Annotated in this window: 25 protein-coding genes; 16 read left to right on the top strand and 9 right to left on the bottom strand. The window is 72.8% G+C overall.

The genetic code is table 11. The features are described from left to right. Positions 1 to 69: 69 nt before the first annotated feature. Complete coding sequence (locus FGE12_RS03585; protein ID WP_153864727.1) at positions 70 to 426, top strand: hypothetical protein; 357 nt, start codon at positions 70 to 72, stop codon at positions 424 to 426. Between the two features lie 4 nt (positions 427 to 430). Here the strand turns inward: FGE12_RS03585 and FGE12_RS03580 are convergent, their stop codons facing one another. From FGE12_RS03580 to FGE12_RS03570, 3 genes are read right to left on the bottom strand one after another with little or no spacing between them, the layout of a single operon-like run. Next, positions 431 to 1,303, bottom strand: coding sequence for a DUF3108 domain-containing protein (locus FGE12_RS03580; RefSeq protein ID WP_153864726.1), 873 nt, complete (start codon positions 1,301 to 1,303; stop codon positions 431 to 433). 35 nt (positions 1,304 to 1,338) lie between these two features. Further along, positions 1,339 to 3,072, bottom strand: coding sequence for a DUF4091 domain-containing protein (locus FGE12_RS03575; RefSeq protein WP_153864725.1), 1,734 nt, complete (start codon positions 3,070 to 3,072; stop codon positions 1,339 to 1,341). Between the two features lie 53 nt (positions 3,073 to 3,125). Next, positions 3,126 to 3,983 carry a DUF3108 domain-containing protein gene (locus tag FGE12_RS03570; RefSeq protein WP_153864724.1) on the bottom strand — a complete coding sequence of 286 codons (858 nt, stop codon included), beginning with the start codon at positions 3,981 to 3,983 and terminating at the stop codon, positions 3,126 to 3,128. 218 nt (positions 3,984 to 4,201) lie between these two features. Between FGE12_RS03570 and FGE12_RS03565 the strand changes: the two genes are divergently transcribed. Both FGE12_RS03565 and FGE12_RS03560 read left to right on the top strand, forming a co-directional pair. Continuing rightward, entirely contained in the window at positions 4,202 to 4,711 is a 510-nt protein-coding gene (locus FGE12_RS03565) for a cyclic nucleotide-binding domain-containing protein (RefSeq protein WP_194797535.1), read from the top strand. A gap of 33 nt (positions 4,712 to 4,744) precedes the next feature. Further along, positions 4,745 to 4,954 carry a hypothetical protein gene (locus FGE12_RS03560; protein WP_153864722.1) on the top strand — a complete coding sequence of 70 codons (210 nt, stop codon included), beginning with the start codon at positions 4,745 to 4,747 and terminating at the stop codon, positions 4,952 to 4,954. Positions 4,955 to 4,962: 8 nt separating this feature from the next. On the opposite strand, the gene FGE12_RS03555 is transcribed toward FGE12_RS03560, so the two are convergent. Both FGE12_RS03555 and FGE12_RS03550 read right to left on the bottom strand, forming a co-directional pair. Then, positions 4,963 to 5,676, bottom strand: a complete 714-nt coding sequence (locus FGE12_RS03555; protein ID WP_153864721.1) for a YggS family pyridoxal phosphate-dependent enzyme — start codon at positions 5,674 to 5,676, stop codon at positions 4,963 to 4,965. Beyond that, positions 5,673 to 6,314 (bottom strand): nucleoside triphosphate pyrophosphatase, encoded by a 642-nt coding sequence (locus tag FGE12_RS03550; protein WP_153864720.1) that lies wholly within the window; start codon positions 6,312 to 6,314, stop codon positions 5,673 to 5,675. Before FGE12_RS03550 ends, FGE12_RS03555 begins: the two co-directional genes overlap by 4 nt. Positions 6,315 to 6,400: 86 nt before the next feature. Here FGE12_RS03550 and FGE12_RS03545 point away from each other — a divergent pair, with 86 nt between their 5' ends. After that, positions 6,401 to 7,474 (top strand): diguanylate cyclase, encoded by a 1,074-nt coding sequence (locus tag FGE12_RS03545; protein ID WP_153864719.1) that lies wholly within the window; start codon positions 6,401 to 6,403, stop codon positions 7,472 to 7,474. A 64-nt stretch (positions 7,475 to 7,538) separates the two neighbouring features. Here the strand turns inward: FGE12_RS03545 and FGE12_RS03540 are convergent, their stop codons facing one another. After that, positions 7,539 to 9,107, bottom strand: a complete 1,569-nt coding sequence (locus FGE12_RS03540) for a peptidylprolyl isomerase (RefSeq protein ID WP_153864718.1) — start codon at positions 9,105 to 9,107, stop codon at positions 7,539 to 7,541. A 241-nt stretch (positions 9,108 to 9,348) separates the two neighbouring features. Between FGE12_RS03540 and mreC the strand changes: the two genes are divergently transcribed. The 5 genes from mreC to FGE12_RS03515 all read left to right on the top strand — a co-directional run bounded on the left by mreC (position 9,349) and on the right by FGE12_RS03515 (position 14,752). Beyond that, positions 9,349 to 10,200, top strand: a complete 852-nt coding sequence (mreC, locus tag FGE12_RS03535; protein WP_194797534.1) for a rod shape-determining protein MreC — start codon at positions 9,349 to 9,351, stop codon at positions 10,198 to 10,200. Further along, positions 10,197 to 10,700 carry a hypothetical protein gene (locus FGE12_RS03530; RefSeq protein ID WP_153864717.1) on the top strand — a complete coding sequence of 168 codons (504 nt, stop codon included), beginning with the start codon at positions 10,197 to 10,199 and terminating at the stop codon, positions 10,698 to 10,700. Before mreC ends, FGE12_RS03530 begins: the two co-directional genes overlap by 4 nt. After that, positions 10,697 to 12,673: a penicillin-binding protein 2 gene (mrdA, locus tag FGE12_RS03525; protein ID WP_153864716.1), complete on the top strand. Its 1,977-nt coding sequence runs from the start codon at positions 10,697 to 10,699 to the stop codon at positions 12,671 to 12,673. Before FGE12_RS03530 ends, mrdA begins: the two co-directional genes overlap by 4 nt. A gap of 12 nt (positions 12,674 to 12,685) precedes the next feature. Beyond that, on the top strand, positions 12,686 to 13,837 hold the full coding sequence (gene rodA, locus FGE12_RS03520) for a rod shape-determining protein RodA (protein WP_153864715.1): 1,152 nt from the start codon (positions 12,686 to 12,688) through the stop codon (positions 13,835 to 13,837). Between the two features lie 201 nt (positions 13,838 to 14,038). Beyond that, entirely contained in the window at positions 14,039 to 14,752 is a 714-nt protein-coding gene (locus tag FGE12_RS03515) for a PilZ domain-containing protein (RefSeq protein ID WP_370458871.1), read from the top strand. Between the two features lie 18 nt (positions 14,753 to 14,770). Here FGE12_RS03515 and FGE12_RS03510 read toward each other — a convergent pair whose 3' ends face one another. Further along, positions 14,771 to 15,091, bottom strand: a complete 321-nt coding sequence (locus tag FGE12_RS03510; protein ID WP_153864713.1) for a hypothetical protein — start codon at positions 15,089 to 15,091, stop codon at positions 14,771 to 14,773. Positions 15,092 to 15,215: 124 nt separating this feature from the next. On the opposite strand from FGE12_RS03510, the gene FGE12_RS03505 reads away from it, so the two are divergent. Then, positions 15,216 to 15,998 (top strand): polyphosphate kinase 2 family protein, encoded by a 783-nt coding sequence (locus tag FGE12_RS03505; RefSeq protein ID WP_153864711.1) that lies wholly within the window; start codon positions 15,216 to 15,218, stop codon positions 15,996 to 15,998. 36 nt (positions 15,999 to 16,034) lie between these two features. On the opposite strand, the gene trxA is transcribed toward FGE12_RS03505, so the two are convergent. Continuing rightward, a complete protein-coding gene (gene trxA / locus FGE12_RS03500; protein ID WP_153864710.1) occupies positions 16,035 to 16,364 on the bottom strand; it encodes a thioredoxin in 330 nt (109 codons plus the stop codon). Positions 16,365 to 16,559: 195 nt separating this feature from the next. On the opposite strand from trxA, the gene FGE12_RS03495 reads away from it, so the two are divergent. The 6 genes from FGE12_RS03495 (at position 16,560) to FGE12_RS03470 (ending at position 22,851) form a co-directional block, all read left to right on the top strand. After that, entirely contained in the window at positions 16,560 to 16,925 is a 366-nt protein-coding gene (locus tag FGE12_RS03495) for a hypothetical protein (protein ID WP_194797533.1), read from the top strand. Positions 16,926 to 16,990: 65 nt separating this feature from the next. Then, positions 16,991 to 17,803, top strand: coding sequence for an inner membrane protein YpjD (locus FGE12_RS03490; RefSeq protein ID WP_153864709.1), 813 nt, complete (start codon positions 16,991 to 16,993; stop codon positions 17,801 to 17,803). Between the two features lie 20 nt (positions 17,804 to 17,823). Further along, a complete protein-coding gene (gene hemA / locus FGE12_RS03485; protein ID WP_153864708.1) occupies positions 17,824 to 19,176 on the top strand; it encodes a glutamyl-tRNA reductase in 1,353 nt (450 codons plus the stop codon). Beyond that, entirely contained in the window at positions 19,173 to 20,114 is a 942-nt protein-coding gene (gene hemC, locus FGE12_RS03480; protein WP_153864707.1) for a hydroxymethylbilane synthase, read from the top strand. Before hemA ends, hemC begins: the two co-directional genes overlap by 4 nt. A 10-nt stretch (positions 20,115 to 20,124) precedes the next feature. Beyond that, the gene (locus tag FGE12_RS03475) at positions 20,125 to 20,889 is read left to right on the top strand and encodes a uroporphyrinogen-III synthase (protein WP_194797532.1); all 765 of its coding nucleotides are present in this window, start codon (positions 20,125 to 20,127) and stop codon (positions 20,887 to 20,889) included. A gap of 129 nt (positions 20,890 to 21,018) precedes the next feature. Beyond that, on the top strand, positions 21,019 to 22,851 hold the full coding sequence (locus tag FGE12_RS03470) for a GspE/PulE family protein (protein ID WP_153864706.1): 1,833 nt from the start codon (positions 21,019 to 21,021) through the stop codon (positions 22,849 to 22,851). Between the two features lie 30 nt (positions 22,852 to 22,881). Here the strand turns inward: FGE12_RS03470 and FGE12_RS03465 are convergent, their stop codons facing one another. Further along, positions 22,882 to 24,387, bottom strand: coding sequence for a hypothetical protein (locus FGE12_RS03465; RefSeq protein WP_194797531.1), 1,506 nt, complete (start codon positions 24,385 to 24,387; stop codon positions 22,882 to 22,884). Between the last annotated feature and the right edge of the window lie 86 nt (positions 24,388 to 24,473).

Genomic DNA, 24,473 nt, shown 5'->3' with positions numbered 1-24,473 from the left:
CAAGGAGCGCAGGCCGCGGCGCGGCCCGAAAAATTGACCCGCCGCTACCGGCCTGTAGCGTCCTCGGCCATGGCCCCCACCGCACTCGCCTCGCGCTCTCCGCACCGCCGCCACGCCCCGGACCCGCTGCGCGAGGCCGTGCAGCGGCTCGCCGCGGCGCTGCCCGAGCGCGCGGACGCCACGGTGCTGCTGGACCTCCTCGAGGACGACCTGCGCGAGGGGCTCGGCGCGCTGAGCGACGTGGAGGCCCACTTCACCGACGTGCTGGACGCGCTGCGCGCCCCGCGCCTCTCGCCCGCGGCGCTGCTCGAGGCGGGAGACGAGCTGCGCGCGCTGCAGCGGCTCGAGGGCCTGCTCACGGTGGTGTGCCAGCTGCGCCGCCGCCTCTCCCAGGCGGCCGGGATGCTGCACCGCTCCGGGCGCTAGCCGGCTACCACTTCATCTCCTCCTTGCCCTGGGCGCGCTTGGGCGCCTCGCCCGGGCGGGAGACGGCGGTGAGGGTGGCGCGCACCGCGCCGAGGTCCACCGTGCCCACCGCGGCGAGCGGGAGGCGGCGCGCGTCGTCGGTCACCCACAGGTGCACGTCGCGGCGCATCTCCGGCTTGTCGATGCGCACGGCGGTGCCCGTCAGGTGCCACGCGTCGAACTCGCCCAGCGGCAGCGAGACGTGCTCGCGCTTGAGCACCGTGCCCGTCATGCGCCACATGCGCCGCACCCCGTACACGTCGAAGCACATGCTCAGCCCCTGCTGCAGCGGCAGCTGGCGCAGCAGGTAGAGCGCGCCGGCGACGTCCAGCCCGTCGTGCAGGTAGTGGTAGTCGTAGTGGCCCTTGCTGCGGCCCTGCGTGTAGTCCACGGTGACGCTGCGGTCCTTCTCGCCGAACACCGCGTTCACGGTGCGCGGCTGCTCGTTCTCCACCGTGTCCTCGGTGTGGCGCAGCGGGCGCAGCGTGCGCGGGTGCAGGTAGCTCATGGCCACGCCGTTCACCCGGCGCACCTTGCTGAAGAAGGTGTTGGTCTGCACGTGCACCTCCACCGGGAGGGTGCCGTCCTTGGGCGGCAGCACGCGCATCGTCATCTTGCCGGCCTCGGCGCCCAGCGCGTCGAGCGTGAACTCGAGCAGCTCGCCGCGCGCGAAGGTGGGCGCCGTGCGCAGCGCGGGCAGCGGCTTGCACTCCGCGGGGCCCGGCACCGTGGGCGCGGGCGCCTTCGCCGGGGGCGCGGCGCCCGCGGGCTCGGCGGCAGCGGCGGGAAGGCTCAGCAGGCCAGCGAGTCCGAGGAGGGCGAGGCGGAGGGGGCGCATGGGGAGAGAGTCTCGTGCAGGGGAGGGGCGCTGCGCTAGGGAGGGGCGCTGGCGCGGTCGGCGAGCCTGGAGCGGGCCCAGCGGGCGCGCAGGCGGGCGGTCATGTCCCGCCGCACCTGCTCCCAGACGGCGGGGTCGTGCTCGATGTCGTAGCCCGAGCGGGCGAGCCGCTGGACGCAGGCCCGCGCGAACTCCCCCTCGCCGAGCTGCGTGAGCAGGCGCAGGTACTCGTAGTCCTCGAGCCCGTCGCGCAGGTGCTTGAGGCGCAGGGACACCACGGGCGCGTGGCGCGCCGTGCCGAGGTGCGCCGGCGTGCCGGGGTAGAAGAGGGTGCCGTCGCCGTTGCCGCCGAACTCGAAGAGGTCCTGCCAGGGGTCCTTCGTGTTGTAGGCGAAGACGGTGTCGAAATAGAGCTCGCCGTCTACGCCGGTGGCGAAGGCGAGCGGGCCCATGGCGCGGTTGAGCACCGCCGGGTGGTCCACCATGTACGAGGCCCAGCCCCGGTAGACGCGCTCGATGGCGGGGTCCGCGGCGGGCCCCCCGGTGCAGCCCTGCGAGTTGCAGCTCTGGTACCACCACACGCGCGTGCCCGGAGCGAGCCGCGCGCGCAGGCTCGCGAGCGGCACCACGTTGCGGCAGGTCTGCGGCCCCGGGCGCGGGAAGAAGCAGTTGAGGGTGGGCGCGAGGATGTCCGCCGAGCTGCGGAAGGCCTCGTCCAGCGGGGCGGTGACGAGCACCGGCACCCGGGTGGCCGCGCTCCGGGCGCTGGGCTGCTCCGGCGCGGAGGCAGCCCGCACGCGCGCCGCCTGCGCGCGCACCAGCGCGGCGTCCTCGGGGCGCGGCTCGTCCTTCGCGTAGAAGAAGAGCTGCGCCGTCCACCCCTTCTCGCGGAAGTGCTCGGCGAAGGCGCGGTAGTACGCGGCCTTCTCCGCGTCCGTCTTCGCCTGGCGGCTGTCGCGCAGCTCGGCGGTGGTGGCGCGCGCGCCGGAGGGCAGGGCGCTGCCGTCCAGCAGCGGCCCCACCTCGGCGTCGTAGGCGCGGAAGTCCACGCGCGCGCGGCCCTCCTCGAAGTGCACCGGCGGCGCCTCCATGGAGAGCCCGTGCGGGCTCACCCGGTGGGCGAGCATCGCGCGCGCGTACTCCGCGAGCAGCTGGTGCGCCTCGGGGCTCTCGGGCGCGAGCCCGTGGCCGCGCGCGATGCTGTAGAGCGAGATGCCGAAGCTGTTGGGCAGCGAGGAGGTGGCCGGGATGGCGAAGGGCTGCACCTCCGCCGTGAAGGGCACGCGCGCCGCGCCGGGCGTGCCGGCCTTGCCCAGCGCGAGCTCACCGCGGTAGGTGCCGGGCGTCTGGGTGGCCGGCGCGCACAGCTCGGCGTAGAGCACGCGCGGCGCGGCGCCCGGCTTCGGCTCGGGCGCGGAGAGGGGCAGGAGCGCGTCCGGCCAGGCGCCCGCGGCGCCCTCGGAGTTGGAGGGCGTCTTCACCTCCAGGTAGGCCTCGCGCAGGAGCGTCACCGGGAGCACTGCGCCTGCGGGGCCGCGCAGGGTGAGGGGCGCCGCGGCGAGGAGCGCCGCGTCGCCTCCGGGCACCCACACCTGCACGCCCTCGCACTCGCCGCGCGCGAGGCTCACCCGCGCTTCGGCTGCGCCCGCGGGCGCCGCGCCCGGCCGCACCTTCTCGAGCACCGAGACCACCCGTGGCGCGCTCGGCGCCGGCGCGGCGGCCACCGCGTGCAGCGCCCCGAGCGCCCACAGCCCCGTCCAAGCCCCCATCACCCCTCCCGTGCGTGCTGCCTTCGTGCTGCGTGGGCCGCGGACGCGCGCGGCTAGCGCCCGCCGCTGCCGCCGCTCGCCGGCGCCGTGGAGCCCGGCATCGGTCCCAGCGCGGCGAGGTCGCGGCCCTGCTTGTAGTCGGTGAGCTCGGCCACCATGGTGCCCACCACGAAGTCCGCCTCGATGCGCAAGGGGACGTGGAAGGGGTCGTCGCTGAAGAAGGCGACGATGTCGCGCTTGCTCTCCAGCTTGCCGCTGAACTCGGTCTTCACCCGCACGCGCACCACGTCGCGCAGGCCCAGCGGCGTCTTGATCTTCTGGCGCCCCTCCACGTGCGCGGCCAGCGTGAAGCTCTTGCTCCCGGTGAACACCGGGTAGGAGTAGCTCTCGCCCACCTTGAGCGGGCGGTTGCGCAGCGCGAAGGTGGCGCCCGCCACGTCCGTGGTGCCCGGGGGCAGCTCGTGGGTGCTCTCGTGAGGAGGCTCGCCCTCCTTCTGCTTCACCACCACCGCGCTCTTGCCCGTGTCGTCCAGCTTCACCCGCTGGCGGCGGCGCTTGCGGTTCTCGTCCGCGAAGAGGTCGCTTCCCAGCACCGTCTGGCGCACCGGGTGGAAGTACGTGACGTACTTGTCCTTGATGGGCCACACCCCGAGGTCCGGGTCCGACTTGGCCACCGAGACGATGGGCCACACCTCCTGGCCCGCGAACTTCGTGGGCGCCCCCACCGTCACCTGCGTGGAGCCCGCGGTCACGCCGAGGTAGGCGACCTTGTAGGTGGACTGCTCCCCGGGCCCGAAGGCCACGCAGCCTGCGCTCGCCGCCGGGGCCGCGGCCGTCTGGGCCAGCGCGCCACCTGCCGCGAGCAGCCCCACCGCCAGTGCTGCCCTCACCGTGCTCCAGCGCTTCTGCATGCCCATGTGCTCCTCGCTGCTGCCTGCACGCCCTGCCGCCGACCGGCAGGGCAACTTAGGTAGACGACCCCTAACCGCCAACGGCGCCAGGGCCATCCCTGCTGCCTACACCGTGCCCAGACGCGCCCCAGCGTTGGCGATTCAACCCACCCCCGGGGGGACTCCTCGCCAGCACGCGGATGCTGTACAGTGCGGCCACACGTTTACGGAGGAGCGGTTTGAGTCAGACGGGTGATGCAGCGACGGCGGTGACGCGCGTGGGGCTCAAGCGCCTGCACGTGGGCGAGCTCGTGCGCACCGATGCGCTGCTGCGCGGCTGTGGCCTGCTGCGCTCGCTCGACGAGGTGGGGGTGCAGCGGCTGCTCGACGAGGCGGTGGCGCGGCGCTACCCCCAGGGGGCCCAGCTGCGGCGCGAGGATGCAGGCGAGCGCCCGCTGCTCCTCATCCTCTCCGGAGAGGTCGCGCTGCTGGCGGGCGCCGGCGGGGCGGCGGCCGAGGTGGGCATCGCGCGCAAGGGCGAGGTGCTGGGCGAGGAGGGGCTGCTCGCGGGCGGCGCCGAGGCGCTGCAGGCCGTGGCGCAGGGGCCGGTGGACGTGGCCGAGCTGCCGCTCGCGGCGGTGCGCGGCGCCGCCGAGGCCTCGCCCGCGCTCGCGCACTACCTGCGCAGCGTGCACGGCGCGCGCGCGGCCGCGTGCAGCGAGATGTCCGACTTCCTCGGCCGCTGGTAGCCTCGCACGTCCCCCCGCAACGGAGCGCTGCGCATGCCCATCGACGCCTACGACGACGACGACGTCCGCGAGAAGGACCGCAGCGGCCGCGGCCCCACCGACTTCGACTGCCCCTCCTGCAACGCGAACAACCCCACCGAGTCCCCGCTGAAGGACCGCGACGAGGTGCTCTGCAACTACTGCGGGAGCCACTATCAGGTCCGGATGTCGGACGAGGGGCGCGTGAAGTTCCGGGAGCTCTGAGCGCCGGCTCAGCGCTCTCCGAACAGCGCCGTGCCCACGCGCACCAGCGTCGCGCCCTCCTCCACGGCGAGCTCGAAGTCGTGGGTGGTGCCCATGGAGAGGCCGCGCAGGCCGTTCGCGTGGGCGAGCGTGCGCAGGCGGGCGAAGTGGGCGCGTGCCTCGGCCGCGTCGTCCGTGGGCGGAGGCAGGGCCATCAGCCCCTCCACGCGCAGGCCCGGCAGGGCGCGCACGCGCTCGAGGAAGGCGGGGAGGGCGTCGGGCGAGAGCCCGCCCTTGGTCGCCTCGGCGCCCAGGTTGAGCTCCACGTAGCAGGGCAGGGGCGCCTCGAGCCGCCGCCGGCTGAGCTCCTCGGCCACCTCCAGGCGATCCAGCGCGTGGAAGGCGCAGGCCGCGCGCGCCACGTACTTCACCTTGTTCGTCTGCAAGGGGCCGATGGCGTGCCAGCGCAGCCCGGAGAGCGCCGAGAGCTCCTGGGCCTTGTCGCGCAGCTCCTGCGCGTAGTTCTCGCCGAAGTCGCGCTGCCCGGCGGCGTAGGCGGCGCGCACCGCGAGCGCGGGCTTGAGCTTGGACACGGCCACCAGCGTCACCTCGGACGGGGCCCGCCCCGCGCGGGCGCACGCTGCGGCGATGCGCGCGCGCACCTCCGAGAGCCGCCCGGCCAGCGCCTGCACCTCGGCGTCGGACACCGTCTCGCCCGTCGCCCCGCTCTTCGCCTCACTCATCGGCAGGACTCCTCGGGCGGGCTCCACGGCAGGGCGAGCCCGGCGCGCGCGAGCAGCGCGAGCGTCTCACCCAGCGGCAGCCCGATGACGTTGGTGGGGCTCCCCGCGAGCGCCTGCACGAGGAAGCCGCCCTTGCCCTGCACCGCGTAGCTGCCCGCCTTGTCCAGGGGCTCGCCGGTGCCCACGTACCAGGCGATCTCCTCCGCGCCGAGAGGGCGGAAGGTCACCTCGGTGCGCACCAGGGTCTCGGCGGGCGCTCCGGGCCCCGCGAGCGCCACGCCGGTGAAGACCGAGTGGGTGCGCCCGCTCAGGCGCGCGAGCATGGTGCGCGCCTCGGCCGCGTCGAGGGGCTTGCCCAGGATGTCTCCGTCCAGCACCACGGTGGTGTCCGCGGCGAGCACCCACTGCCCGGGCCGGTGCGCGGCGACCGCGCGCGCCTTCTCGCGCGCGAGCCGCTGCACGTAGGCCTCCGGGGGCTCGCCCGGGTGGGGCGTCTCGTCGATGTCCGCGGCGCAGACCTCGAAGAGCAGCCCCAGCTGCGCGAGCAGCTCGCGGCGGCGGGGCGAGGCGGAGGCGAGCACCAGCCGCAGCGGGGCGGCGGCAGGGGAGGGGCGGGTTTGAAGATCCGGGGTGTGCATGTTACGGGTCGAGTGGACTCCCCGGCGCCTTAGCAGAAGACCGGCCCTCGGGGGCAATCTCGGCAATCTCCGGTGGGGAGGAGCGGATGAACCCGGCAGAGCTGCTCGCGGCGATGCGGCGCACGGTGGAGCAGCTGGCCGCCTCCAACGAGATCGCCAAGGCGCTCACCTCCACGCTCGAGCTGCGCGAGGTGCTCTCGCTGGTGATGCAGAAGGTGCGCGAGCTGCTCAAGCCGCGCAACTGGTCGCTCCTCCTGTACGACGAGCGGACGGGCAGGCTTTACTTCGAGATCGCCGTGGGCGAGGGCGCCGAGGCGCTGAAGCGGCTGCAGGTGGCGCCCGGCGAGGGCATCGCCGGGGCGGTGTTCGCGAGCGGCCGCGCCCAGCGCGTGGACGACGTGAGCGGCGAGCCCGGCTTCTCGCGCCGCTTCGACGCGGCGAGCGCCTTCCACACCCGCTCCCTGCTCGCCGTGCCGCTGGTCGCGCGCGGGCGGGTGCTCGGCGTCATCGAGCTGGTGAACGGGGAGGGCGATGCGCCCTTCTCGGATGGAGATCTCCAGGTGCTCACCGCCATCGCGGACTACGCGGCGATTGCCCTGGAGAACGCGCGCAACTTCCGCCGCGTGCAGGAGCTCACCCTCACCGACGAGCACACCGGCATCTCCAACGCACGCCACCTGCGCGCGCAGCTGGAGCAGGAGGTGCTGCGCTCGCTGCGCTTCCACCACCCGCTCTCGCTGGTGTTCCTCGACCTGGACCGCTTCAAGGCGGTGAACGACACGCACGGCCACCTGGCCGGCAGCGCCGCGCTGCGCGAGGTGGGCGAGGTGCTCGTCTCCTGCGCCCGCCAGGTGGACGTGGTGTGCCGCTACGGCGGAGACGAGTTCGCGCTGCTCCTGGTGGAGACCGGGCTGGACGGGGCGCAGCCCATCGCCGAGCGCGTGCGGGACGCGCTGCGCGAGCGCCGCTTCCTCGCCCAGCAGGGCCTGGACGTGCGGCTCACCGCGAGCCTCGGCGTGGCCACCTTCCCCGAGCACGCGCAGGACGCGCTGGGCCTGCTCAAGGCCGCGGACCAGGCCATGTACGCGGCCAAGGCGCGCGGCCGCGACGACGTGTGCATCGCGCCGCCCCTGCCCACGCCGCTCGCCTCGGGCGGGTAGAAAGAGCGCGGGCCCCGCTCCCGTGAAGGAGGGGGCCCGCAGGTCCTGCACGGCGGAGGCGGGGCTAGCTCGCGTCCGTCACGCCGGCGAGGGCGTCGGGGTTCGTCTGCACCTTGCCCTCCTTCTTGAGCGCCTCGAGGAAGGCGCTGCGCAGCTCGATCTGCTTCGCCTGGCGCGCCTGCTGCTGCAGCTCGGCCTTCGCCTGGGCGAAGGACTCGTCGCTGGGCTTCTTGCGCTCGGTGACCTGGGCCACCACGTAGCCCTCACCCAAGTTGAACACGCTGTCGAGCGGGCCGGCGGCGTCCTTCTGGAAGGCGGCGCGCACCAGCTCGGGCGCGGGTCCCAGGTGGGGCACCGTGTCGCCCGCGGCGGTGAACGCGTCCGTCTCCACCGCCTCGGGGCGGGTCTCGGTCTCGAAGCGCAGCAGCGCGGGCTGCCCCTCCTTCTCGGGCGGGAAGAGGGCGCTGAGGCTCTTGCCGGCCTTCACCTGCGCGAGCGCGGCCTCGGCCGCCTTCTTCGCGAGCGCGAGCGCCTGCTCCTTCGTGTACAGCGTGCGGGCGATCTCCGCGGTGGCGTCCTGCAGGCTCTTGCTCTTCGCCGCCTGCTTCTCCTCCACCTTCACCAGGTGCACGCCGAACTGCGACTCCACCGGCTGGCTCACCTCGCCGGCCTTGAGCGCGAACACGGCCTCGCCGAGCGGCTGCGGCAGCGTGCCCTTCTCCACCCAGCCCAGGTCCCCGCCGCGCGCCTTGCTGCCCGCGTCCTCGCTCTTCGCTTGCGCGAGCTGGGCGAAGTCCTTGCCGCCCGCGAGCTCCTTCTGCAGCGCCTGGGCCTTCTGCATCGCCTCGGCCTTCTGCGCAGGCGTCGCCTCGGGGGCGAGCTTCACCAGGATCTGGCGCGCGTGCACGCGCTCGGCCTGCTGGTACACGAACTTGTTGGCCTCGTAGTAGTCCGCGATCTCCTTCTGGTGCGCGGCCTGCCACGCGGTGAGCTCCGCCGGCTTCGGCGCGGGCACCTTGTCCGTGTACATGGAGGGCAGGAAGCGGGCGAACACGAGCTTGGCCTGGTTGCCCTCCTTCTGGAAGCGCGCGCGCACCTCGTCCTCGGACACGGTGGCCCCGCTCTCCACGAGCTCGAGCAGCTTCACCGCGGCGAGCCGGCGGCGCAGCTCCGTCTCGTACTGCGGCGCGGTCTTGCGGTAGTAGTCGCGCAGCACCTGGGTGTAGGTGTCGAAGCTGAACTCGCCGTCCTTCTGGAAGTCCGGGTTCTGGTGGATGAGCTCGCGCAGCTCGTCATCCGAGGGCACGACCCCCCGCTTCTCCGCCGCCTGGGCGAGCAGCTCGGTGTTCACGAGCTGGTCCAGCACCTGCTGCGGGATGCCGATCTGCTTCGCGAGGCTCTCCGGGATGGGCTGGCCGCGCGCGCGGAAGAACTGCAGCTGGTTCGCGTACGCGCGCTGGAACTCCTGGAGAGGGATCTCCTGGCCGTTGACCACCGCCGCCGAGCCCGGTGCGGTCTTCTTGGACGTGCCGAAGCCGTGACCGCCGGGACCGAACTGCAGGATGAACACCACCGCGATTGCGGCGATGAAGAAGAGGGAGATGAGCCGCCGGGGCTGGAGACCGTCCTTCATGTTCCTCGTACCAGTGCTGCGAGAAGCGCCGAGGGACCGTCCAGGCTCGTGCAGACGCGCGGAAGACCTTGCGACGCGGTGTTGTTGGTAGCCCGGCCAGAGGAGGGACAGCAGCTGTCCGCCTCCGGACGAAGGCCTTGACTGCGTAGGATAACACACCAGAAAATGCAAGCGATTTACGGTAGTTAGCCGCGCCCCCGCCCCGCCCGCTCCCCCCCTTGCCACCCCCGGTTCCCCTCACGTGCTGACGCTCCTCAAGCGCCACCGCCAGCTGCTGCTGGTGGGCCTGCTGCTGCTCTATCCCCTCGGGAGTTTCCTCGCGGGCGGGCCTCGCCCGCGCTGGCTGGATCGCGCGATCATCGCGCTCACCGCGCCCCTGCAGCGCGGCATCACCGGCGGCATCGATGGAGGTGTGCGGATGGTGCGCGCCTACATCACCCTGCACGGCGTGCGCGAGGAGAACGAGGTGCTGCGCCTCGAGAACCTGCGCATGCACGCCGCGGTGCAGGCGCTGGGCGAGGCGCGGCTCGAGAACGAGCGGCTCAAGAAGCTGCTCGGCTACACGGAGGCGGCCTCGGGCCCCGAGATCCCCGCGCGCGTGCTGGGCGTGAACCCGGCGCCCAAGCTGCTCAGCGTGCGCATCAACCGCGGTGAGGCCGACGGCGTGGAGCGCGGCATGAGCGTGGTGACGCCCGAGGGCATCGTGGGGCAGGTGGTGCGCACCACCGGCGGCTACGCGGACGTGGCGCTCGTCACGGACCCGATGAGCCGCGTGGCCATCCGCGTGCAGCGCAGCCGCGCGCGCGCCACGGCGGCCGGCGCGGGGCTCAACCCGCTGCGCCTGGAGACGGCGCTGCGCACCGAGGACATCAGCGAGGGCGACCTGGTCATCACCGCGGGCACGGACGGGGTGTACCCGCCGGGGCTGGTGGTGGGCCGCGTGAGCGCGCTGGAGAAGAGCACGCAGGGCATGTTCCAGCACGCGGAGATCATCCCCGCGGTGGACACCACCAAGCTCGAGGAGGTGCTGGTCATCCCCTCGAGCGGGCTCGCGCAGTACGCGCCGGCCACTGCAGGAGAGAGCACCCGATGAAGTTCTTCGTCACCGTCCTGCTCGCGCTCGGGCTGCTCACGCTCGAGAGCGTGGTGGTGCAGAAGGCCGGCATGGCCATCACCCGCATCGACGTCACCGTGGTGCTCATCGCCTTCCTCGCGCTGCGCGCGCGGCTGGTGGAGGGGGCGCTCTCCTCCTTCGCCGTGGGCTACCTGCTGGATCTCATGAGCGGCCAGCCCACCTGGCTCTTCACCTTCCTCGCGGTGCTCAGCTTCCTCGTCGGGCGCGTGGTCGCGACCCTGGTGGACGTGCGCAGCCCGCTCTCCTTCGCGCTCTTCACCATGGGCGGCGACATCGGGCACGGGCTGCTCGCGGCCTTCTTCACCTGGCTCACCACCAAGGGCGGCAACCCGCTCGCCGCGATGCTGCCCAGCCTGCCGATGCAGGTGGGGCTCACGGGGCTCGCCGCCTTCCTCCTCTACCCGCTGCTGCGCCGCTTCGATCAGGGCCACGAGCGGCCGCTGGGGCTGCTGCGATGAGCCAGACGCTCGGCCAGACCACGCCGGGGCGCGACCTCAAGAAGCGCTTCCTGTACCTCGGCCTCGCGATGCTCGCGGGGATGTTCCTCATCGCGATGCAGCTCTATCGCCTGCAGATCACCGAGCACGAGGAGTACGCCGCCAAGAGCGTGGCGAACTTCGTGAAGGAGGTGCGCCTGCGCGCCGACCGCGGGATGATCAAGGACCGGCGCGGCACCATCCTGGTGGACAGCCGCCCCTCCTTCGACGCCTTCATCATCCCCGCCTTCTGCACCGACTGCTCCGAGGTGGTGCTGCCCAAGCTCGCCGAGCTGCTGCACTGGGACGAGGCGCAGGTGGCCAAGGTGGACGCGCAGGTGAAGGCGGCCAAGCGCAACGCCCCCTTCCAGCCGGTGCCGGTGAAGATCGACCTCGAGCGCGACGAGTACGACCGCCTCAACGCCCGCCGCGACATCCTGGACGGCGTGGACGTGGTGCCCGTGCCGCACCGCAACTACCGCGCCGGCAGCGTGCTCAGCCACGTGCTGGGCTACATGAACGAGATCACCCCCGAGGAGCTCGAGAAGCTCGACGCGGAGGGGATGCACTACGCGCTGGGCGACTACGTGGGCCGCCGCGGCCTGGAGCGCTACTTCGAGCCGCAGCTGCGCGGCCAGGACGGCGTGCGCAAGGAGGTCGTGAACGCGCGCGGCCAGACCATCGACGAGCTCAACGGCAAGCTGGGCATGGACGCGGTGACCCCGCCCACCCCCGGCGCCAACGTGGTGCTCAGCCTGGACATGCGGCTGCAGGAGGTGGCGGAGAAGGCCTTCCCGGGCGTGGCCGGCGCCGTGCTCGCGGTGGACGTGAAGACCGGCTTCATCCGCGCGCTCGTCAGCCGCCCCGGCTTCGACCCGAACCTGCTCACCGGCCGCATCACGCCCACGCAGATGGCGGCGCTCGCGCGCGACCCGATGCAGCCCATGATCAACCGCGTGGCGGCCGAGCACTACAGCCCGGGCTCCATCTTCAAGGTCGTCACCGCGCTCGCGGCGTACAAGTCCGGCCACTTCAGCCCCAGCACCACCATCTTCTGCCCGGGCGGCTACCGGCTCGGTGCGCGCGTGTGGCGCTGCCACAAGGACAGCGGCCACGGCAACCGCGACGGCGTGCAGGCGCTGCAGTCCTCGTGTGACGTCTGGTACTTCAAGGCCGCGGACACCATCGGGCTGGATCCCATCGCGGAGATGGGCCGCGCCTTCGGGCTCGGCGCGCCCACCAACGTGGGCGTGGTGAGCGAGGTGCCCGGGATCATGCCGAGCAGCGAGTACCACGACAAGGTGACCCCCGGCGGCTACTCCAAGGGCCTCGCGCTCAACAGCGCCATCGGGCAGGGCGACGACAACGTCACCGTGATGCAGATGGCCATGCTCTATGCCGCCATCGCCAACGGCGGCACCCTGCTCAAGCCGCAGCTGGTGGAGCGGCTCGAGAGCGCGGACGGCAAGACGGTGGAGAAGTTCGACCGCCAGGTGGTGCGCAAGATCGACATCCCCGAGGCCCACCGCAAGGCGGTGGTGGAGGGGCTGGTCGCCACCGTGAACGAGGCGGGCGGCACCGCGCTCAAGGCGCGCAACATGTACCGCGAGGGCATGGAGGACATCACCATCGCGGGCAAGACGGGCACCGCGCAGGTGGTGCGCATCGGCACCGTGCGCCTCAAGACCTTCCAGATGGACTACTTCACCCGCGACCACGCGTGGTTCGCCGGCTTCGCGCCCGCGGACAACCCGGAGATCGCCATCGTGGTGCTCAACGAGCACGGCGGCCACGGCGGCCTGGATGCGGCGCCCACCGGCATGGCGGTGCTGCAGAAGTACTTCCAGCTCAAGCGCGAGGACGCCAAGGCCCCGGCCGCGCCCCGCCTCAACACGCCCTACAACCCGCCCGCGCCCAGCGCGCCCGTGGCGGAAGAGACGCTGACCCGCGGTTAGCGAGAGACCCAGATGCAACTGCGTATCGAAAAGCGGATGGTCCCGCACATCCCCTGGGGGCTGGTGTTCTGCGTGCTCGCCATCGCCGGGCTCGGGGTGTGGAACCTCGCCTCCGCGAGCCGGCCGCCGCACGCGCCCGTGTGGAGCGCGCAGGCGCTGTACATCGGGGTGGGGCTCTTCGTGGTGCTGCTGGTGTGCCTCGTGGACTACCGGTGGATCCAGCGCATGGCGCTGCCCATCTACCTGGCGAACATCGCCGCGCTCATCGCGCTGCGCTTCATCGGCCACAAGGCCAAGGGCGCCGAGAGCTGGTTCGTCGTGGGGCCCTTCCGCATCCAGCCCGCCGAGTTCATGAAGATCGGCGTGCTCCTGATGCTCGCCAAGGTCTACCACGACGACTACCGGCCCCACGCCGAGAGCTACGGGCTCGTGCGCCTGTGGAAGCCCGCGCTGGTGGTGGGCGTGCCCACGCTGCTCGTGCTGGTGCAGCCGGACCTGGGCACCGCGCTGATGATCATCCTCACCGCGGGCACCGTCATCCTCTTCGGCAAGGTGCGCTGGTACCTCGCCACGGTGCTGGTGGCGGGCGTGGTGCTGGTGGGCGGCGTCATCTGGAACGACTACATCCGCGAGCAGCCCGAGCCGCGCACCACCGTGGTGCGCCACCTGCTCAAGCCGCACCAGAGCCAGCGCATCAGCGCCTGGCTGGACCCGGAGAGCGACCTGCGCGGCAAGGGCTACCACGCGGCCCAGTCCAAGATCGCCGTGGGCAGCGGCGGGCTCACCGGCAAGGGCTGGCGCGAGGGCACCCAGACGGGGCTCTTCTTCCTCCCCGAGCAGCACACGGACTTCATCTTCTCCGTGTGGGCCGAGGAGCACGGCTTCCTCCTCTGCCTCACCCTGGTCGCCCTCTACGGGCTCGTCTTCGTGTTCGCGCTCGGGGTGGGCTTCAACGCGCGCGACCGCTTCGGCGCCTTCCTGGCCGTGGGCGTGACCGCGAGCCTCTTCTGGCAGGTGTTCGAGAACATCGGCATGGTCATCGGGCTCCTGCCGGTGACGGGCATCACCCTGCCGCTGCTCAGCTACGGCGGCTCGTCCATGCTCACCGTGATGATCAGCATCGGCCTGCTCGTCAACGTGAGCATGCGCCGGCACATGTTCTAGCGGGGTCCTGCTCGGCAGCGCCCCACGCGCGCCCGCGCCTGGTGTATGAAGCGCGCTGGCGCCAGAGCGGATCTTTGCAGTGCGCCGGAGGCGACGATGGAGAGGAAGGGCGCCCGCAAGGGCAAGAGCGCAGCGACCCGCACACTGCCGGCACCGGCTCCCGCGGCGGCTCCCGCTTCAGGTGCGGGCTCCGCAGGGGCCGTGGCGCGCGCCGCGGCGGCCGCTGCCGCACCCGCGCCCAGCCGCGCGAGCGACGGGGCGCGCGGCGCAGGGCCTGCGGCAGGGGCTGCCGGGGCGCGCCGCGCCGAGCCCGCCTCGGCGCCGCGCACCAGCGTGGCGGCGGCAGGCGCGCTCGCGCGTCCGGCCGCGGCCCCCGCGCTCCCGGGCGCGCGCCGGGCGGCCGCTGCGGCGGTGATCATCGAGCCGCACGCGGGCGAGGCCGAGCACCGCCACTTCCCGCGCGCGCGGCTCGCCGCGCGCTTCGAGCTGTGGCGCGAGGGGGAGGGGGCGAGCCGCAGCTTCTCCGCCTCCCTGCGCTCGGTGAACGTGAGCGTGAGCGGCGCCTTCCTGGAGAGCAGCTTCTTCCTGCCGGTGGGCACCGAGCTGCGCGTGCGCTTCGAGCTCGAGGACGACGCGGAGCCGGTGGAGGCGCGCGCGGTCATCGTGCGCGAGCAGCGCGGGGGCGAAAGTGGTCTCAGCGGCTTCGGCGTGCGCTTCGAGGAGTTCTTCGGGCAGACCGAGGTGGCGCTGGCCAAGCTCTTCCTCGGCCTGCGGCTGCGCAGCTTCGCGGAGGAGTACCTGCAGTCCAAGCGCGCGCGCGGCCTGCCCAACGAGCTGGAGCGGGTGGTGGATGCGCTGGCGGCCTGGGAGCTCATCAAGGCCACCAGCGAGACCGACCCCTGGCGCGGAGAGTAGCTCCCCGCGCGTGAGGCCTCAGGCCTGCTTGGCGAGCTCGGCGCGCCGGCGGGCCTGGTAGTGCGCGGAGCACAGGCCCTTCGAGCGGGCCTCGCGGTCGCAGCCGGGCTCCTGGCAGCGGCGGTCGGCCGGCACGGGGCCACCGGACACGGCCTTGGGCGGGCGGCCGCGGCGCCGCGCGCCCGGCATGCCCCCACCCAGCCCCACCCCCGCCACGCCCGCGTTGATGCCGCGGGCGACGCCGCGGCCCACGGCTTCGCCGAGCGCCTCGGCCCACTGCGTGAGCGCCGGCGTCAGGGTGGGGCTGAAGCCTGCGGAAGCCTTGCGGGGGCGCGCCATGTGCACTCCTTTGAAACAGTGGATAACGATGTGTTGCAGCACCTGTTTGGTGCAACTTGCTGCAACGGCTCACGTCTATTTCACTCCGGGCCGCGCACATGTCAACACGCGTTCGAGGTGAAACATGGCTCGGAAGGTGAAATCACACAGCAGCGACCGCACCCGCGAGGCCTTCGAGTTCGACGTGTATCCGGCCGGCACGCTGTCCCTGGACGCGGTGGACCTCTCGCAGGAGGTGGAGGACAAGGACGCGTACGAGGAGGAGCTCGCGCAGCTGCAGGAGGAGCTGTACCGGCTGCAGATCTCGCAGTACCTCGCCGGCCGCCGCACGGTGCTCGCCTTCGAGGGCTGGGACGCCTCCGGCAAGGGCGGCGCGATCAAGCGGCTCACCGCGCAGATGGACCCGCGCGGCTACAAGGTGTGGCCCATCGCGGCGCCCTCGCAGCAGGAGGCCGAGCACCACTACCTCTGGCGCTTCTGGCAGCGCACGCCGGCGCGCGGCGAGCTCGCGGTGTTCGACCGCACCTGGTACGGCCGGGTGCTGGTGGAGCGGGTGGAGAAGCTGGCCTCGCCGCGCGAGTGGGGCCGCGCCTACGACGAGATCAACGCCTTCGAGCGCACGCTCACGGCGGACGGCGTGCGCGTGGCGAAGTTCTTCATCCACATCGACAAGAAGACCCAGCTCGAGCGCTTCCGCGCCCGCGAGGACGATCCGGTGAAGCAGTACAAGATCGGCCCGGACGACTGGCGCAACCGCCAGAAGTGGGGTGCCTACGCGCGCGCCATCCAGGAGATGCTGGACCGCACGCACCGCCCGGACGCGCCCTGGCACGTCGTCGCCGGCAACGACAAGAAGCACGCGCGCCTGGAGATCCTGCGCACCTGCGCGGACGTGCTGCGGGCCTGAGAAGAGGCCCGGCAGCACGCCGCGGGACTGCGAGCGCTACAGCGCCTTGCGCAGCGCGTCCTCGATGCGCGACTTGTCCACGCGCCCCACGATCTGCTCCACCACCTGGCCGCCCTTGAACACGAGCAGGGTGGGGATGGAGCGGATGCCGTACTGCTGCGGGGTGTTCTGGTTGTCGTCGATGTTGATCTTCGCCACCTTTACCTGCCCCTTGTACTGGGTGGCCAGGTCGTCGATGAGCGGGGCGATGGCGCGGCAGGGGGCGCACCACGTGGCCCAGAAGTCCACCAGCACGGGCTGCTGGGACTCGAGGACTTCCTTCTTGAACTCCCCGTCGCCGATGTTCTGCACGTCTGCGCCAGCCATGTCGTCGTCTCTCCTGTGAAGGGCCCGGTCCGGGCGGCCCGCGCCTGCAGGCTACCCGGACCTCCGGCGGGCGCTTAGTACGCACCGGCCGGGGGATTCCAGCGCTTATTCCAGTGATGCGAGCCGGTAGATGCGGTGCGCCGCCCCGCGTTGCAAGCCTGGGGCGCGCGGCCGGGGGGTGCTAAGGTGTGCTGCGTGACCAGGCTCTTCCTTCCCCAGACCCAGCTCGAGGAGTGGGTGCTCGCCGACAAGGCGGACCTCCAGGACGGCCAGCTGGTCGTCACCGGCGAGCCCACCCGGGTGCCGGTGGTGCCGGCCGTGCACTTCGTGAAGCTGGTGAGCGGCGCGGACGAGCACACCCTGCTGGCCAAGGTGAAGACCGAGCCCCAGCTCCAGGGCCTGGGGGCCGAGCAGATGGCCGACTCGGTGCTGCTCGGCGAGGCCGCCTACGAGGTGGTCCCGGGCTACGTCGCCGAGGTCGCGGGGCCTGCTGCTGCGCCGCGCAAGGACGCCTCGGAGGCGGACCTGCTGGCCGCCTTCCTGCTCAACAAGATGGGATGATGCGCCGTCCCATTTGAGTTAGTCGTTCTTCCACAGCTCCTCTCCAGCTCTCACCGAGCGCCCCCATGAGTCACACCCTCGCCTCGCTCGCCGCCCACGCCTACATCGTCGCGGCCCTGGTGTACCTCGCGTTCCTGGTGCGCCAGTCCCCGCGGCTCGCCACGGCGGGGCGCGTGCTGGTGGGGCTGGGACTCGGGCTGCACGCGGTGGGGCTGGGGGCGCTGCTGGGGGCGGAGGGCGGCGCACCGGCCGGGCTCGCCAACGGGCTGTCCATGCTGGCCTTCCTGCTGCTGGCCATCTTCCTCGGGTTGGATCTGCGCTACCGGCGCCCGGTGCTGGGCGCCTTCGTGACGCCGCTCGCGGTGATGATCATGCTGCCCGGGCTGCTGATGCGCGGCTCGGCGGCGCCCTTGCCCGCCACGCTGCGCGGGCCGCTGCTGCCGGTGCACGTGCTCATCGCGCTGCTGGGGCTCGCGGCCTTCGCGGTCGCCGCGGCCGTGGCGGTGATGTACCTGGTGATGGAGCGGCAGGTGAAGAGCAAGCACTTCGGGCTGCTCTTCGCGCGCATGCCCTCGCTCGAGTTCCTCGACCGGCTCAACCGCAGCCTCGTCATCTGGGGCTTCATCGCCCTGTCGGTGACGCTGGTGACGGGCATCTTCTTCGCGAGCGGCACGCCGGGGCTGTTCTGGACCTGGGATCTCAAGCAGGTGGTGACGCTCGGGGCCTGGGTGGTCTTCGCGCTGCTGCTCAACGCGCGCGTCTTCGCGGGCTGGCAGGGGCGGCGCGTGGCGCTGCTCACCATGGCGGGCTTCGGCCTGCTGCTGGTCTCCTTCCTCTCTTCGTATACCCCCGCGCTCTCCGCCGGCGGTCTGCACTGAGTCACCGGGGCACGGACGTCATGGAACTGCTCTGCATCGGCCTCTCCCACCGTAGCGCGCCCCTCGCGGTGCGCGAGCGGCTCGCCTTGCCGGAGCCGCGCCAGGTGGAGCTCACCCAGCGGCTCGCGCAGGCGCCCTCCGAGGCGCTGGTGGTGTCCACCTGCAACCGGGTGGAGCTGTACGTGGCGGCGCAGGACGGGGACGCGGCGCGCGAGCAGGCGCGCGCGCAGCTGAGCCTGCTCGGCGGCCCCGAGGCGCTGGACCACCTCTACGAGCACCGCGGCGAGGCGGCGCTGGTGCACCTTTTCCGCGTGGCCTCGAGCCTGGACTCGATGGTGCTGGGCGAGGCGCAGATCCTCGGCCAGGTGAAGGAGGCCTTCGAGCGGGCGCAGGGCGCAGGCGCCGTGCGCGGCGAGCTCACCCGGGTGTGCGCCGCGGCCTTCGGCTGCGCGAAGCGGGTGCGCACGGAGACGGCCATCGGCCGCTCGGCCACGAGCATGGCGAGCGCGGCGGTGGCGCTGGCAAGCAAGGTGTTCGACGGGCTGCACGGCAAGACGGTGCTGGTGGTGGGCGCGGGCGAGATGGGCGAGCACGCGGCGCGCCACCTGCGGGCCGCGGGGGCGAGCCGGCTGGTCATCACCAACCGCACCCTCGCGCGCGCCGAGGCGCTCGCGCGCGAGGTGGGCGCGGGCTGCGAGGCGCGCCCCTTCGAGGAGCTGCAGCAGCTGCTCACCGCGAGCGACGTCGTCGTCTGCTCCACCGCGAGCCCCGTGCCGATCTTCACGAAGGAGAACGTCGGCGCGGTGGGCAAGGCGCGCAAGCTGCGCCCGCTCTTCATGGTGGACCTCGCGGTGCCGCGCGACATCGCGCCGGACGTGGGCGAGCTGCCCTGGGTGACGGCCTACGACGTGGACGACATCCAGAAGTTCGTCGCGGACAACGCGGCGGCGCGCGCGGGCGAGGCGGAGAAGGCGAGCGTGCTCGTGGCCCAGGAGGTCGCGCGCTTCGTGAAGGAGCGCAGCCTTCGCGAGGGGCTGCCGGTGCTCGCGCGCCTGCGCAAGAGCGCCGAGGAGATCGCGCGCGCCGAGGTGGAGCGCACGCTGGCCGCGATGGGCGACGGGCTCACCGAGCGCCAGCGCAAGAGCATCGAGGCCATGGGCCGCGCCATCGTGAACAAGCTCTTGCACGGCCCCACCGCGAAGCTGCGCGCCGTGCACCTGGACCCGGACAGCCACCCGGATGGGCACCGGCTCGCCGGGGCCGCCGCGGAGCTGTTCGGGCTGGCGGAGGCGCAGGAGGCGGTGCGCGCCGAGGCGAGGGAAGAGGGCAGGGCGGAGGCCGCCAACAGCGACGCGAGGAGTGCCAAGGGATGAACGCCGTGAGAATCGCCACCCGCAAGAGCCCGCTGGCCCTGTGGCAGGCCCGCCACGTGGGCGCGCTGCTGCAGGCGGCCCACCCGGGGCTGGACGTGAGCCTGGTGGAGATGAGCACCGAGGGAGACCGCTTCCTCTCCGCGCCCCTGTCCGCCGTGGGCGGCAAGGGGCTGTTCGTGAAGGAGATCGAGCAGGCGCTGATCGAGAATCGCGCGGACCTCGCGGTGCACAGCCTCAAGGACATGACCTCGGTGCTGCCCGCGGGGCTGATGCTCGCCGCAGTGCCCCGGCGCGAGGACCCGCGCGATGCCTTCTGCAGCCCGGCGGGCCTGCGGCTCGAGGCGCTGCCGCACGGGGCGCGCGTGGGGACCAGCTCCCTGCGCCGCAGCTGCCTCTTGCGCTCGTGGCGGCCGGACCTGGAGATCGTCTCCCTGCGCGGCAACGTGCAGACGCGGCTCGCGCGCACGCGGGAGCTGGGGCTCGCCGGCGCGGTGCTCGCGCACGCGGGGCTCAAGCGCCTGGGCCTCGAGGCGGAGATCACCGAGGTGCTCTCCGCCGAGCGCAGCCTGCCCGCGGTGGGGCAGGGGGTGCTGGCCATCGAGTGCCGCGAGGCGGACGCGCGGGTGCGCGCGCTGCTCGCGCCCCTGGAGGACCCCGTCACCCGCACGGCCGTGAGCGCCGAGCGCGCGCTGCTCGCGCGGCTCGAGGGCGGCTGCACGGTGCCGCTCGCGGGCTACGCCACGGTGGAGGCCGGTGAGGTGCACCTGCGCGGCCTGGTGGGCCGGCCGGACGGCAGCCGCGTGGTGCGCGGCGAGCGCCGGGGCCCCGCGTCCGAGGCGGCCGCCCTGGGCGAGGCGCTGGCGGAGGAGCTGCTCGGCCGCGGCGCGGGGGAGATCCTGCGCGATTTTGGCCGCGCGCACGCGCCCTCGCGGACCTAGAGTGCGCCCCGTGCAGAGGCGACTCGAAGGCATCCGCGTCCTGGTGACGCGCCCCAAGGAGCGCGTGGAGGCGCTCTGCTTCCTGCTCGAGGACGAGGGCGCCGAGGTGATCTCGCTGCCCCTGCTCGAGCTCAAGCCCCCGGACGATCCGCGCCCGCTCGCGGCCGCGGCGGACGGCGTGCACCGCTACCGCTGGGTGGTGTTCGCGAGCCCCTCCGCGGTGGACGCCTTCGCGGAGGCGCTGCGCGAGGCGGGCACCCTGGAGCGCATCGCGCGGGTGAGCCTCGCGGCGGTGGGCCCGGCGACCGCGCGCGCGGTGGAGGGCCACGGCTGGAACGTGGCGGCGCAGCCCGAGGCGGGCACCGGCGAGGCGCTGTTCGAGTGCCTCAAGGATCGGCTGGAGGCCGGCGACGAGGTGCTCCTGCCCGCGGCCGAGCACGGCCGGCGCGAGCTGGAGGAGGCCCTGCTCGAGCACGGCGTGCGCGTGGCGCGGGTGACGGCGTACCGCGCCGAGGCAGCGGGGCTCGCCCCCGAGTCGCTCGCGCAGCTGGACGCCACCCCGCCCGAGGTGGGGTTGTTCGCGAGCCCGCGCACCGCGGAGGCCTTCGCGGAGGCGGCGGGCCGGGCGCGGATGGCGGGGATGCGCCGCGTGGCGATCGGCCCCACCACGGCGGCGGCGCTCGCGCGCCTGGAGCTGCCGGCGGCCGCCGTGGCCGAGCGCCCCACGCCCGAGGCACTGGTGGAAGCGGCAGTGCAGGCCCTGCAGCAGCCCTGAGGCCGCCCGCGCTCCAGGGGCAGGGATTGCCGCCCCGGAGCCCCGGGTTCACAGGGGCGCAAGGAAAGGGGCGCCGCCGCGCTCCTGGCGCATACTGCGCCCCTGCCCGCCCTTCCGGAGGTCTCTGCCTTGGCCCAGCCCCAGCCCACCCCTGCGCCCCTCGCGCGCTCGCGGGGTGACTTCTCCACGCTGTTCGTGCTCGAGGCGCTGGTGGGGCAGGGGCTGCTGCAGCCCGCGCAGGCGCAGGACGTGCTCTCGCGGGAGACGGCGGCGCGCGCGCGGGTGCTGAAGGCGAAGGGGGCCACGGGCAAGGAGGCGGCGCGCTACGAGGTCAGCCCGGTGGAGATCGTCGCGGCGTTCCAGGTGGCGCTGCCCGACGGGCGCGGCGTGCTGGACGAGGACCGGGTGACGGAGGCGGCGGCGCGGGCCGCAGGGATCGCCTACCGGAAGATCGACCCGCTCAAGGTGGACATGCAGCTGTCGACACGCACGGTGTCGCGCCCCTTCGCGCAGAAGCACGTGCTGCTCCCGCTCGAGCGCGGGGAGGGAGGCCGGCTGGTGGTGGCGGTGGCCAACCCCTTCGACGGGGAGCTCTTCGCGAACCTGCAGCAGCTGGCGGGCGTGCCCATCACCCCGGTGCTCTCGGCGAAGGGGGACATCCTCAAGCTCATCGCGGAGATCTACGGCTTCAAGCGCACCTTGGCGCAGGCGGCCACGGACTTCGGTGTGGCGCCGCAGATCGCGAACTTCGAGCAGCTGGTGTCGCTCAGCGGCAACCAGGAGCTCGAGGCGAGCGACCGCCCCATCGTGCAGGCGGTGGACTACCTGCTGCGCTACGCCTACGACAACCGCGCGTCCGACATCCACATCGAGCCCAAGCGCGAGGCGAGCCTGGTGCGCCTGCGCATCGACGGCGTGCTGCACCCCGCGTACACGCTGCCGCAGGGCGTGCACGCGCCGGTGGTCAGCCGCGTGAAGATGCTCGCGCGCATGGACATCTCCGAGCGGCGCAAGCCGCAGGACGGGCGCATCAAGACGGAGCGCGAGGGGCGCGAGATCGAGCTGCGCGTGAGCACGCTGCCCACCGCCTTCGGCGAGAAGGTGGTGGTGCGCATCTTCGACCCCGAGACACTGGTGCAGGACATCGCGGAGCTGGGCTTCGAGCCGGACGAGAAGGGGCTGTTCGAGTCGTGGATCGATCAGCCGCACGGGCTGGTGCTGGTGACCGGTCCCACGGGCAGCGGGAAGACCACCACGCTGTACTCGGCGCTCAAGGCGCTCGCGGGCACGGACGTGAACGTCACCACCATCGAGGATCCCATCGAGATGGTGTGGGACGCGTTCAACCAGGTGCAGGTGCAGCCCAAGGTGGGGCTCGACTTCGCGGGCGCGCTGCGCCACATCCTGCGCCAGGACCCGGACGTGATCATGGTCGGTGAGATCCGCGACGCGGAGACCGCCGAGAACGCCATCCAGGCGGCCCTCACCGGCCACCTGGTGCTCAGCACGCTGCACACCAACGACGCGCTCGGCGCGGTGAGCCGCATGCGCGACCTCGGGATCCCGCCCTTCCTGCTCGCCTCGGCGCTGCTCGGCGTGATGGCGCAGCGCCTGCTGCGCCGCGTCTGCGCGCACTGCGCCCAGGAGACGGTGCTCACCCCGGACGAGCTCACCGCGCTGCAGGCCCCGCTGCCGCTGCTCCCCGGAGGCGTGCGGCTCCTGCGCGGGGGTGGCTGCGTGCGCTGCCGCGGCACCGGCTTCTACGGCCGCACGGGCGCCTTCGAGATCGTGGGCACCGCGGGAGAGCTCAAGGAGCTCATCGCGCACGGCGCCCCGCAGCCCGAGCTGCTGCAGGCCGCGAGGAGGGCCGGCATGCGCACCCTGCGCGAGAGCGCGGTGCGCAAGCTGGCCCAGGGCACCACCTCCTTCGAGGAGGTGGTGCGGATGACCTCCGCCCACTGACGCTGCGAGCGGAGGCCGGGACGCGCGCCGTTAGAAGCGCGCCTGCAGCATGGTGTTGAAGCCCACGCCGTGGGGATCCACGAAGCTGGGCTGCGCCACGCCGGTGAGGTCGTCGCGGAAGGTCACGCGGTTGGTGTCGTAGGTGTAATAGACCTCGCCCACCGCGGCGACGCTCTCCGAGATGTCCCAGCGGAAGGTGGTCTTCGCGCTGAAGATGGGCTGCGCGTCCTCGCCCTCGGGCAGCACCGTGACCTGGTTCACGTCACGGAAGACGACGGTGCGGCCGCCAGTGAGGCCCGGGGGCGGGTTGTTGCCGCCCAGGCCCTGCGTGGTGCGCGCGCTCGCCGGCTGCTGCACGCCGAGGATGAAGCCGGGCGTGAAGTGGATGGAGGGGAAGTGGTAGTCGGCGCCGCCGGCCACGAACATCTCCGGCTTGAGCTTCGTGCCGTCCGGGAAGTCGGTGAAGGGCGGGAAGCCGGGCACCTCGAACTGGATGAACGAGATGTCGCGCGCGAGGCCGAGCAGGTGCACGCGCAGGAAGTCGTACTTCATGCTCGCCTGCAGCGCCGCGGCGCGCGCGCCCTGGGGCACGGTGGTGCCGAACTCGTCCGGGTCCGAGAGCGTCTGGGTGAGGTAGCTGGCCTCCGCGCTCACCGAGTAGCTCAGGCCGCCCGGGTACTGCACGGGGGTGAAGAAGCGCTGATACACGTCCGGGTCGTTGCGGTACAGGCGCAGGTCCACGCTGGTGCCCACGGGCACGCCCACGTGGTACACGGCCTGCGCGCTCACGCCCGCGGAGTTCACCGGCGCCTCGATGCCCAGGGTGGCGAGCGCCGGGATGAGCCCCTTCTGGAAGAAGCCGCCGTTGGCCTCCAGGCGCAGGTTCTCCGTCAGGTCCACGCCCGCGCCCGCGAGCGCCCCGTACACGGTCTCCTGCTCGCGGATGATGTCGTTCTGCACCACGCCCGTCTTGGCGCCCACGAAGGCGTACCAGCGGTCGCGCGTGAGCTGCAGCTTCGCGCCCGGCACGCCGTTGCTGAAGGCGCGGCTCGCGAAGATGCCCGAGCCGCCCCAGCTGATGCGGTAGGCGAAGCCCAGGCGCATGCGGTCCGCGTCCACCGGGAAGCCGGTGAGCGAGATGCCCTCCCGCTCGCCCCAGCCCGGCGGCGTGTAGTTGAGCCGGATGTAGCTGGAGTTGTCGCGCAGCGTGATGCCGCCGGACGGCTGCTCGAGCACGAGCACCGTGAAGGCCGCCTCGGTGGTGAGCCCCGTGAAGAAGGCCGGCATCTTCTTGTAGAGCACCAGGTTCGACAGCGTCTCGAAGCCGGAGAACTTGGTGTTGAAGTTGTCGTAGAACTGGGTGTTCTGCCGGCCCGCTCCGAAGCGCGCGCTGGGGCTGTTGGGCGAGGTCTCGCCCGCGCCCTTGAGGATGTTGTCGTCGGCGAAGACGAAGGACAGACGGGTGTCCACGAAGTCGCCGGCCCACGCGGGCGCGGAAGCGAACAGGAGCCCGGTCAGGGCCATACGGCGCAGCATGTTGTTACTCCCTCTCCTCAGACGCAGCCGCTTTTGGGGGCGGGCTGCGCCCTCCTGCGCCCTGCCCGCGAGGGCAGGGCGCCTGG

Origin of the sequence: Aggregicoccus sp. 17bor-14, from assembly GCF_009659535.1 — a bacterium.
Classification (GTDB): Bacteria; Myxococcota; Myxococcia; order Myxococcales; family Myxococcaceae; genus Aggregicoccus.
This window is presented reverse-complemented; position numbering and strand designations above follow the sequence as displayed.

Bases quoted from the DNA above. Each gene is read 5' to 3' on its own strand.
- FGE12_RS03585 (WP_153864727.1), top strand. From the start codon at position 70: ATGGCCCCCACCGCACTCGCCTCGCGCTCTCCGCACCGCCGCCACGCC.
- FGE12_RS03580 (WP_153864726.1), bottom strand. From the start codon at position 1,303: ATGCGCCCCCTCCGCCTCGCCCTCCTCGGACTCGCTGGCCTGCTGAGC.
- FGE12_RS03575 (WP_153864725.1), bottom strand. From the start codon at position 3,072: ATGGGGGCTTGGACGGGGCTGTGGGCGCTCGGGGCGCTGCACGCGGTG.
- FGE12_RS03570 (WP_153864724.1), bottom strand. From the start codon at position 3,983: ATGCAGAAGCGCTGGAGCACGGTGAGGGCAGCACTGGCGGTGGGGCTG.
- FGE12_RS03560 (WP_153864722.1), top strand. From the start codon at position 4,745: ATGCCCATCGACGCCTACGACGACGACGACGTCCGCGAGAAGGACCGC.
- FGE12_RS03555 (WP_153864721.1), bottom strand. From the start codon at position 5,676: ATGAGTGAGGCGAAGAGCGGGGCGACGGGCGAGACGGTGTCCGACGCC.
- FGE12_RS03550 (WP_153864720.1), bottom strand. From the start codon at position 6,314: ATGCACACCCCGGATCTTCAAACCCGCCCCTCCCCTGCCGCCGCCCCG.
- FGE12_RS03545 (WP_153864719.1), top strand. From the start codon at position 6,401: ATGAACCCGGCAGAGCTGCTCGCGGCGATGCGGCGCACGGTGGAGCAG.
- FGE12_RS03540 (WP_153864718.1), bottom strand. From the start codon at position 9,107: ATGAAGGACGGTCTCCAGCCCCGGCGGCTCATCTCCCTCTTCTTCATC.
- FGE12_RS03530 (WP_153864717.1), top strand. From the start codon at position 10,197: ATGAAGTTCTTCGTCACCGTCCTGCTCGCGCTCGGGCTGCTCACGCTC.
- mrdA (WP_153864716.1), top strand. From the start codon at position 10,697: ATGAGCCAGACGCTCGGCCAGACCACGCCGGGGCGCGACCTCAAGAAG.
- rodA (WP_153864715.1), top strand. From the start codon at position 12,686: ATGCAACTGCGTATCGAAAAGCGGATGGTCCCGCACATCCCCTGGGGG.
- FGE12_RS03510 (WP_153864713.1), bottom strand. From the start codon at position 15,091: ATGGCGCGCCCCCGCAAGGCTTCCGCAGGCTTCAGCCCCACCCTGACG.
- FGE12_RS03505 (WP_153864711.1), top strand. From the start codon at position 15,216: ATGGCTCGGAAGGTGAAATCACACAGCAGCGACCGCACCCGCGAGGCC.
- trxA (WP_153864710.1), bottom strand. From the start codon at position 16,364: ATGGCTGGCGCAGACGTGCAGAACATCGGCGACGGGGAGTTCAAGAAG.
- FGE12_RS03490 (WP_153864709.1), top strand. From the start codon at position 16,991: ATGAGTCACACCCTCGCCTCGCTCGCCGCCCACGCCTACATCGTCGCG.
- hemA (WP_153864708.1), top strand. From the start codon at position 17,824: ATGGAACTGCTCTGCATCGGCCTCTCCCACCGTAGCGCGCCCCTCGCG.
- hemC (WP_153864707.1), top strand. From the start codon at position 19,173: ATGAACGCCGTGAGAATCGCCACCCGCAAGAGCCCGCTGGCCCTGTGG.
- FGE12_RS03465 (WP_194797531.1), bottom strand. From the start codon at position 24,387: ATGCTGCGCCGTATGGCCCTGACCGGGCTCCTGTTCGCTTCCGCGCCC.